Origin of the sequence: Streptomyces sp. NPDC053755 (assembly GCF_040677675.1) — a bacterium.
Taxonomy (GTDB): Bacteria; Actinomycetota; Actinomycetes; order Streptomycetales; family Streptomycetaceae; genus Streptomyces.
The window spans coordinates 113,884-122,063 of the sequence record NZ_JBFASK010000005.1; the positions used below are offsets into that span (position 1 = coordinate 113,884).

Sequence of the window (8,180 nt, forward strand, 5' to 3'; positions counted from 1 at the left end):
GCTCGGACCTGAGACAGGCCCGGGGCGGAGACGGCTCGGACCGAGGGTGGACGCGGACCGGGGCCCACGACCGAGGGCGGACGCGGACCGAGGGCGGACGCGGACCGACGGCCGGATTCAGACCAGCGGCCGGATTCAGACCAGCGGCCGGATTCAGACCAACGGCTTGACCAGGAGTTCGAACTCGAGGTCGTCGCGCTGCGGCACGCCGAAGCGCTCGTCGCCGTACGGGAACGGGGTCATCCGTCCCGTACGGCGGTAGCCGCGCCGCTCGTACCAGGCGATGAGCTCCTCGCGGACGGAGATCACCGTCATGTGCATCTCCCGCACGTCCCAGATCTCGCGGACCCGGCGCTCCGCCTCGGCGATGATCAGACGGCCGAGACCGGCGCCCTGGAGCTCGGGGCGGACGGCGAACATGCCGAAGTAGGCGGCTTCGCCGCGGTGTTCGAGCTGGCAGCAGGCGACGATCGCGCCGTCGCGCTCGACGACCATGAGCCGGCTGCCCGGAGTGGTGATGACCGCGCGCACGCCCTCCTCGTCGGTGCGCTGACCTTCCAGGATGTCCGCCTCCGTGGTCCAGCCGCCCCGGCTGGAGTCGCCCCGGTAGGCCGACTCGACCAGCGGCACGAGCACCGGGACGTCGTCCTCGACCGCGTCGCGGTAGCTGATCCGTCCGGTCTCCTGGGGCACGGCGGTGTCCATGGTGTTCGGTCTCCCCTCGGCGCGCTGATCGATCGGTGGACGCGATCGGGCCCCGAGCCTAACGCGAGCCGACGCGCTCCCCCGTGTACACCCCCGCGCACCTCTGCGCTCGCGTGCGACCCCGTGAGGCCGGGCATGCAGCCTGGGACCGAACGGCACCGTCGAAGGGGGAGGTGTGGCGTGCACGGACCGGCGTTGTCGGCCTGGCCGGCGTGGTTGTCGGTGGCGCTGTGCGGGGCGAGCGGGGTGTACTGCCTGCTGCGGACACGCGGCCGCGCCGGTGAGGAGCGCAGGACGGCCGGGAGCGAGGCCGTGATGGGCTTCGGGATGGCGGCGATGGCGCTCCCCGCGGCGGTGCTCACGCCACCGGCGTGGAGCTGGGCGCTGTACGCGGCGGTGTTCGGCACGGCGGCGGTGCGCACGCTGTTCGCCTTCCGGCGCGGCGGACATCACGGACACCACCTGGTGGGCTCCTCCGCCATGGTCTACATGGCGGTGGCGATGGCCTTCCCCGCGTCCGGAGCACACGGGGGGCACGGGGGGCACGGCACGGGGGGCGTACCGCTCCTGACGGGTCTGCTTCTCGCGTACTACACGGTCTACGTCCTGCGCTCCGGGGCGCGGCTGGTGCCGGTGCCCCTGCCTGCGGGAGGCCCGGCGCCGTTCCCGCCGTCGGCCGCGGACTCCGGGGCGGAGTTCACCCGGGTGTGCCGCCTCGCGATGGCACTGGCGATGCTGGTGATGCTGCCGACGCTGTGAAACCGTGGCGTACGTCACTTGCCGTGCGAGGTCATACCCCCGGGTAGCACCGCACTCATAGGCTGACGGCATGTTGGTCTCCCTCGCGCTGCTCGGGCTCGGCGTCCTGACCGCTGTCGTGGCCCCGCGACTGCTGTCGCGGTCCGACTGGGCGGAGCGCGAGCCCGTCGTGGCGCTCTGGGTCTGGCAGTGCGTGGTCGCGGCGGTCCTGCTGAGCTTCGGGCTCTCGATGACGTTCAGCGCGGCGGCCGCCTGGCAGGTGGTCCGGGGGCAGGTCTTCGCGCCCGCGCCGCGCGGAGTGCTCGAAGCGTACGAACTGGGCACGCACCAGCCGTGGTCGGCGGTGCTCGCCGTCGTGCTGGCCTGCGGCGGCCTGTGGACCGGGGCGATGCTCGGCCGGGAGATCAGCCGGGCGCGGGCCCGCCGCCGGCAGCGCCGTCGCGAACTCCTCGTCCGCTCGCCGCTGCTGCCCGGCGAGGAGCCCGAGGGCGAGCGGCTGGTGGTCCTCGAGGGCGAGCGCGCGGACGCCTGGATGCTGCCCGGCGCCGCGCCCCAGCTGGTCATCACGACGGCCGCGCTGCGGAGGCTGAAGGGACGCCAGCTGGACGCCGTGCTCGCGCACGAACAGGGACACGCCCGGGCGCGGCACGACTGGCTGCTGCACTGCTCGGCGGCGCTGGCGGGCGGCTTTCCCGGGATCCCGGTCTTCGCGGCCTTCCGGGACCAGATGCACCGGCTGGTGGAGCTGGCCGCCGACGACGTGGCCTCGCGTCGCTTCGGACGGCTGACGATCGCGCTCGCCCTGGTCGAACTGAACGAGGACCGCGGGGTGTTCGGGCCCGGTCAGGCGCCGGACGCCGATCTGCCGCACCGGGTGAACCGGCTCCTGACGGCCGCGCCGCGCTTCACGGCCGGACGCCGCCTGCGCCTGACCGCCGCCGCGGCGCTGGTCCCCGTGGTGCCGGTCCTGGTCGCGTTCGTCCCGGCGTTGAAGGCACTGGGTTAGGGCCTTCGTTTGCATCGGGCGGGTCCGGCGCGAGTCGGAGGGCGGGGCACGGTCGCGCCCGCCGGAGTACTTCGCGCGGCTCGGGGAAGATCGTGGCATGCGCTCCTCCGCCGTCGTCTCCGGTGTCCTGGCCGTGTTGCTGCTCGCCCTGGTGGCGGCCGGCTGGCCTCCGCTGCTCTCCCTGGACCGATCGGTGTCGGAGTCGCTCCACGAGAGCGCCGTCGCGGAGCCCGGCCTCGCCCGTCTCCACCGGATTCTGAGCGATTGGGTGTGGGACCCGTGGACGATGCGGGCGCTGATCGCCGCCGCCGTGGTGCTGCTGTGGCGGCGGCGCGAGCGGTGGCTGGCCCTCTGGCTCGTGGGGACGAGCCTGGTGGCGGCGGGGGTGCAGCAGGGGGTGAAGGCGGCGATCGGCCGGGAGCGGCCGAGCTGGCCCGATCCGGTCGACACGGCCCACTTCGCCGCCCTTCCCTCGGGCCACGCGATGACCGCGATGGTGAGCTGCGGCCTGCTGCTGTGGGTGCTCGCGCTCCACTGGCGGGAGACCTGGCGAGGCTGGAGCGTCCTCACCGTCGCCGCCGTGGTGTCCGTGCTGGGCGTGGGGTGGACCCGGGTCTACCTCGGGGTGCACTGGCCTACGGACGTGGTGGCCGGCTGGCTGCTGGGCTGGAGCTGTACGGCTGTGGCGATCATCACGTACCGCCGGAACGGGGCGGAACGGGACGCACGGGGCGTTCCCGGCGGCAAGGGGAGGAGAATGGGGGAAACACACTGAAGCCGCCTGTCCTGGACGATCCCCCGCGTCGCCCAGAACAGACGGCAAACCCGCTGACCAGGCACGAAGGCGCGACAGCAGGATGCGCTGAGTATATTGGCTGCGAGCCAGTCAACGCAGGAGTCCAGCATGTCCCCGCGTAGCGCATCGGTCAATGAAGAGCTTCGGAGGCGTTCTCGCGAACGGCTTCTGCAAGCCACCGTCGAGCTGGTCTCCGAGCGCGGCTTCGAGGCCACGACCCTGGGCGACATCGCCGAGCGGGCCGGCTCGGCGCGCGGGCTGATCTCGTACTACTTCCCCGGCAAGCGGCACCTGCTGCAGTCGGCGGTGCACCGTCTGATGCATCTGACGCTGGAGGAGGCCCTGGAGCGCGAGCCGCGCACCGAGGACGGGCGGGAGCGGATGGCCCGCGCGATCGACGCGATCCTGGGGCTGGCCGTGAACCGGCCGGTGCTGATGCGGACGCACATGGCGGGCATCCTGCAGGCCCAGGGGTTCGTGCAGTGCGACGAGCAGCAGCGGCTCGCCTTCCTGCTGCGGGACACGGTCACGCGGTACGGCGTCCGGGACGTGGACACGGAGTATCCGCTGCTGCGGGCCCTGCTGATGGGTGCGGTGGTGGCGGTGCTGCTGCCCGGCGCGCCGATGCCGGCGACGCGGCTGCGGGCAGAGCTGTTCCAGCGGTACGGGCTCGACTGGGACATGGGGATGCCGCCGGACGGAGGTCCGCCCGACGGCATGCCGCACGACCGGTCCGGCGCACCGGACCGGGTGCCCCGTCAGTCGTCGAAGTCGTCGAAGTAGTCCGGCTGGGTCTGGACGTTGAGTTCGTGCATGCGGACCCGCTTGGCGGCGTCGGTGCGCCGGTCGTCGAGCCGCAGGACGTCGAAGCCCTTGGCCATGTCGTTCGAGTAGATGTGGCCGTTGTAGTAGTACGCCGACCAGGTGCCGCCGCCGACCAGCGAGGTGGCCGACAGGGGGCCGCGCTCGAAGTACGCGATCTCCTTCGGCTTGCGGGAGTCGGTGAAGTCCCAGACGGAGACGCCGCCCTGGTACCAGGACTGGACCATCAGGTCCTTGCCCTTGACCGGGATCAGCGAGCCGTTGTGCGCGACGCAGTTCTCGGTGTCGGCCTGGTGGCGCGGGATCTTGTAGTAGCTGCGGAAGACCAGCTCACGCCGGTCCCCCTTGCCGACGATGTCGTAGATGCCGTCGGCGCCGCGGTTCGGACCGACGGCCGCGTTGCAGGTGGCCGCGCCGCCGCCGCCCAGCTCGTCGGTGAAGACGACCTTGTTCGCCTTCTGGTTGAAGGTCGCCGAGTGCCAGAACGCGAAGTTGACGTTGTCCTGGACCTGGTCGATGACCCTGGGGCGCTCGGGGTCCTTGATGTCGAAGAGGATTCCGTCGCCCATGCAGGCGCCGGCCGCCAGGTCCTTGGAGGGCAGCACCGTGATGTCGTGGCATCCGGTGGTCTTGGAGACGCCCGGGTTGGTCGGGCCGCCGGGGTTGCCGCCGCCGTCCGGGCCCTCGCCCGGGAAGAGGACGGGGAAGCCGACGATGGCCGCCTTCTCGGGCGACTTGCGGGGCACCTTGATGACCGTGATGCCGTCGTGCGGCGGCTGGCAGTCCGGGAACGCGGCGTTGGGCGAGTACGAGGAGACGTAGACGTAGACGTTCTTGCGCTCGGGCACCAGCGTGTGGGTGTGCGAGCCGCAGGCGGTCTCGACGGCGGCGACGTACTTCGGGTTGCGGATGTCGCTGATGTCGAAGATCTTCATGCCCTCCCAGGAGGACTTCTCCGTGGCCGGCTGACTGGTGCTGGCACAGGAGTTGTCGCTGCGGGAGGAGTCGGTGGAGAGGAAGAGGAGGTCGCCGGAGACGGAGATGTCGTTCTGCGATCCGGGGCACAGCACCTGGGCGACGGTCTTCGGGTCGGACGGCTTGCTGATGTCGAAGATCCGGAAGCCGTCGTAGTTGCCGGCGAAGGCGTACCTGCCCTGGAAGGCCAGGTCGGAGTTGGTGCCCTTGAGCGCGTCCTTGGGGATGTTGGCGAGGTGCGTGATGTTGTCCGTGTGGACGATCTCGTCCACCCCGGGTATCTCGCCGCTCTGGATGGCGGACCGGGCCTCGGCGGCCTGCTCCGCGGTGACGGTGCCCCGCACGGTGGCGTCACCCGGATCGGGTGTGGCGGCCGCGGGGCCGGCTGCGAGCAGGCTGACCAGCAGTCCGGCGGCGGCGGTGGCCACACCCAGACCTCTGGTCCGTGCGCGCGGAGTTCGCGTGGTACGCAACGAAGTCACTCCGTCCTCCCTTGTGTCCGTTCACGGTTGAACGGTCATTGGACGTCGGCAGTATCGTCCTTGCCGTGCACATCTCAACAGATGGCAACACAGACGTCATGAAGGATTTCGCTCGGCGACCGGAACAGGCGTGCCGGGAACGGGCACGGGGAACGGTCACCTCGCTCCTTCGTCCGCCCTCTTTCCGGAAACCCCGCGAAGTCCCCCTGGAGGTCGCCTTGTCGAACCACCGCATCCGCGGAGCCGTCGCCGTCGCACTGAGCGCCGTGACCGTCTGGGCACTGGCCGGCTGCGATGCGGGGCCGGACCGGGACGTCGCCGGCGCTCGGGGCTCCACCGGTCCGGCGGTGGTGGCTCCGGGCAAGCCGGGCGAGGAGGCGCGGCGCATAACACCGGAGGAGGCGGCCCGGCTGCTGCCCGACGACAAGCCCAACGCCGCGGACTTCACCTACGCGCAGATGATGATCGTGCACCACCGGCAGGCGCTGACCATGACCGCGCTCGCCCCGCGGCAGGCGGAGTCGGCTCAGGTGAAGAAGCTGGCGGAACGGATCGCGGCCGCGCAGCAGCCGGAGATCGGTGCGATGGAAGGTTGGCTGAAAAACAACGGTGGGCCGCGTCCGCAGAAGGGGCACGACCACCACACGATGCCGGGGATGGCGACCGAGGCCCAGCTCGCCGAGCTGCGGAAGACCAGGGGCAAGGCGTTCGACGAGCTGTTCCTCAGGCTGATGATCACCCACCACGAGGGGGCGGTGGCGATGGCGGCCGAGGTGCTGGGCGAGGGGAACAACGTCCTGGTGGAGGAGATGGCGAGCGACGTGATCGCCCAGCAGACGGCGGAGATCAACCGGATGCGGTCGATGTAGGGCCGGACGCGCTCGGGGGCGGGCAGGCCGAGGCCACACGGACACGGTCCGGGGCGGACACGGTCCGGGGCGGACACGGTCCGGGGCGGACACGGTCCGGGGCGGGGCGCATGCGGGCCGGTGTGGAAACGGTCCAGCTCGGGCACGCTCGAGGGCCAGTGCGGGCACGGTCCGGGGCGGGCACGACGCGGTCGAGGGCGGGCCGGGCGGGCGTCCGGCTGCCACACCGGCCTCCCGCGCCCGGCCCCGCGGTGCGATGCTGGAAGCCTCTCGGCGTGATGCCCGCGGCGGGAAGGAGTACGGCCGTGCTTCGAGTCGCTGTCGTCGGTTCCGGGCCCAGCGGGGTCTACACCGCCCAGGCGCTGGTCCAGCAGTCGGCGGTACCCGACGTCCGGGTGGACGTCCTGGACCGGCTGCCCTGTCCGTACGGGCTGGTGCGGTACGGCGTCGCGCCGGACCACGAGAAGATCAAATCCCTCCAGCAGAACCTGCGGACGGTCCTGGAGGACGAGCGGATCGGCTTCCTCGGCAACGTCGAGGTCGGTGCGCGCGGCCTGTCCCCGGCCCGGCTGCTGGAGCTGTACCACGCCGTCGTGTACTGCGTCGGCGCGGCGCGGGACCGGAGGCTCGGGGTGCCCGGAGAGGACCTGGCCGGCAGCTTCTCGGCGACGGACTTCGTCTCCTGGTACAGCGCGCACCCCGACGCCGCCGGCAACGGCTTCGGGCTCGGCGGGCGCTCGGCGGTCGTGATCGGGGTCGGGAACGTGGCGGTGGACGTCGCCCGGATCCTGGCGCGCGGCCCGGAGGAGCTGCGGGCGACGGACGTCCCCCGGGACGCCCTCGCGGTGCTGGAGGCCAGCCGGGTGCGCGAGGTGCACGTGGTGGGCCGGCGAGGCCCGGGGCAGGCCAAGTTCACGACCAAGGAGCTGCGGGAGCTGGGCACGCTCCCGGGAGCCCGGGTGCGGGTGGATGCGGCGGACCTGGCGCTCGACCCCTCGTTCGCCGACCCGACAGGTCTGTCGCCCGCGAACCGGCGGAACCTGGAGGTCGTCCGCGGCTGGGCGGCGGCGCCGCCCGCGCCGGCGGCGGTGCGCACCGTGACGCTGCGGTTCTTCCTGCGCCCGGTCGAGCTGCTCGGTGAGGACGGCCGGGTGGTCGCGGTCCGCTTCGAGCGCACCGAGCCGGACGGCACGGGAGGCGTGCGGGGCACGGGACGGTACGAGGAGATCGCCGCCCAGCTGGTGCTGCGGGCTGTCGGCTATCAGGGAGTGCCGCTCTCCGGGCTGCCCTTCGACGAGGCCAGGGGGACGGTCCCGCACGCCGCGGGCCGGGTACTGCGTGGCGGCGTGCCGTCCCCGGGCGAGTACGTGGCGGGCTGGATCAAGCGCGGCCCCACGGGTGTCATCGGGACCAACCGTCCCTGTGCGAAGGAGACGGTGACGTCGCTGCTGGCCGACGCGGACGCCCTCGCCGGGCGGACGGTGGCGCCCGACCCGCTGTCGGCGCCGCGCGACCTCGGCCACGACCCGGTCGCCTGGCCGGGCTGGCTCTCCATCGAGAGTGCCGAGGCGGCCCTGGGCCGCTCGCTCGGACGCGGGCGGGTGAAGATCGCGGACTGGGCGGGCCTGCGCCGGGCGGCCCGGCCGGACGCCGCCTGAACCTCGGCGGAGGAGTCCCGTCCACCTGCCGACACGGCACGGCCGCCGGCGGGCGTGCCGTGCGGGACGCCCCGCGAGCCCGGCGCGCCCTGCACCGTGGGCGGGCCG

At 72.6% G+C, this 8,180-nt stretch carries 8 protein-coding genes; 6 read left to right on the forward strand and 2 right to left on the reverse strand.

The genetic code is table 11. The features are described 5' to 3' along the window. Window positions 1-153: 153 nt before the first annotated feature. Window positions 154-705 carry a GNAT family N-acetyltransferase gene (locus AB0K65_RS08090; RefSeq protein WP_365714915.1) on the reverse strand — a complete coding sequence of 184 codons (552 nt, stop codon included), beginning with the start codon at window positions 703-705 and terminating at the stop codon, window positions 154-156. 180 nt (window positions 706-885) lie between these two features. Here AB0K65_RS08090 and AB0K65_RS08095 point away from each other — a divergent pair, with 180 nt between their 5' ends. From AB0K65_RS08095 to AB0K65_RS08110, 4 genes are all read left to right on the forward strand, one after another. After that, window positions 886-1,464, forward strand: coding sequence for a DUF5134 domain-containing protein (locus tag AB0K65_RS08095; RefSeq protein ID WP_365714916.1), 579 nt, complete (start codon window positions 886-888; stop codon window positions 1,462-1,464). Window positions 1,465-1,534: 70 nt separating this feature from the next. Next, window positions 1,535-2,470, forward strand: a complete 936-nt coding sequence (locus AB0K65_RS08100; RefSeq protein ID WP_365714917.1) for a M56 family metallopeptidase — start codon at window positions 1,535-1,537, stop codon at window positions 2,468-2,470. Window positions 2,471-2,567: 97 nt separating this feature from the next. Next, a complete protein-coding gene (locus tag AB0K65_RS08105; protein WP_365714918.1) occupies window positions 2,568-3,245 on the forward strand; it encodes a phosphatase PAP2 family protein in 678 nt (225 codons plus the stop codon). A gap of 129 nt (window positions 3,246-3,374) precedes the next feature. Beyond that, window positions 3,375-4,049, forward strand: coding sequence for a helix-turn-helix domain-containing protein (locus tag AB0K65_RS08110; protein WP_365714919.1), 675 nt, complete (start codon window positions 3,375-3,377; stop codon window positions 4,047-4,049). Here AB0K65_RS08110 and AB0K65_RS08115 read toward each other — a convergent pair. After that, complete coding sequence (locus tag AB0K65_RS08115; protein ID WP_365714920.1) at window positions 4,025-5,545, reverse strand: hypothetical protein; 1,521 nt, start codon at window positions 5,543-5,545, stop codon at window positions 4,025-4,027. The two genes, AB0K65_RS08110 and AB0K65_RS08115, sit on opposite strands and share 25 nt — an antisense overlap. A 281-nt stretch (window positions 5,546-5,826) precedes the next feature. Between AB0K65_RS08115 and AB0K65_RS08120 the strand changes: the two genes are divergently transcribed. Both AB0K65_RS08120 and AB0K65_RS08125 read left to right on the forward strand, forming a co-directional pair. Further along, window positions 5,827-6,414, forward strand: a complete 588-nt coding sequence (locus AB0K65_RS08120) for a DUF305 domain-containing protein (RefSeq protein ID WP_365715060.1) — start codon at window positions 5,827-5,829, stop codon at window positions 6,412-6,414. 305 nt (window positions 6,415-6,719) lie between these two features. Continuing rightward, a complete protein-coding gene (locus tag AB0K65_RS08125) occupies window positions 6,720-8,072 on the forward strand; it encodes an FAD-dependent oxidoreductase (protein ID WP_365714921.1) in 1,353 nt (450 codons plus the stop codon). Window positions 8,073-8,180 lie beyond the last annotated feature (108 nt).

Coding starts and splice junctions, on each gene's coding strand:
- AB0K65_RS08110 (WP_365714919.1), top strand. CDS start 3,375: ATGTCCCCGCGTAGCGCATCGGTCAATGAAGAGCTTCGGAGGCGTTCT.
- AB0K65_RS08105 (WP_365714918.1), top strand. CDS start 2,568: ATGCGCTCCTCCGCCGTCGTCTCCGGTGTCCTGGCCGTGTTGCTGCTC.
- AB0K65_RS08090 (WP_365714915.1), bottom strand. CDS start 705: ATGGACACCGCCGTGCCCCAGGAGACCGGACGGATCAGCTACCGCGAC.
- AB0K65_RS08100 (WP_365714917.1), top strand. CDS start 1,535: ATGTTGGTCTCCCTCGCGCTGCTCGGGCTCGGCGTCCTGACCGCTGTC.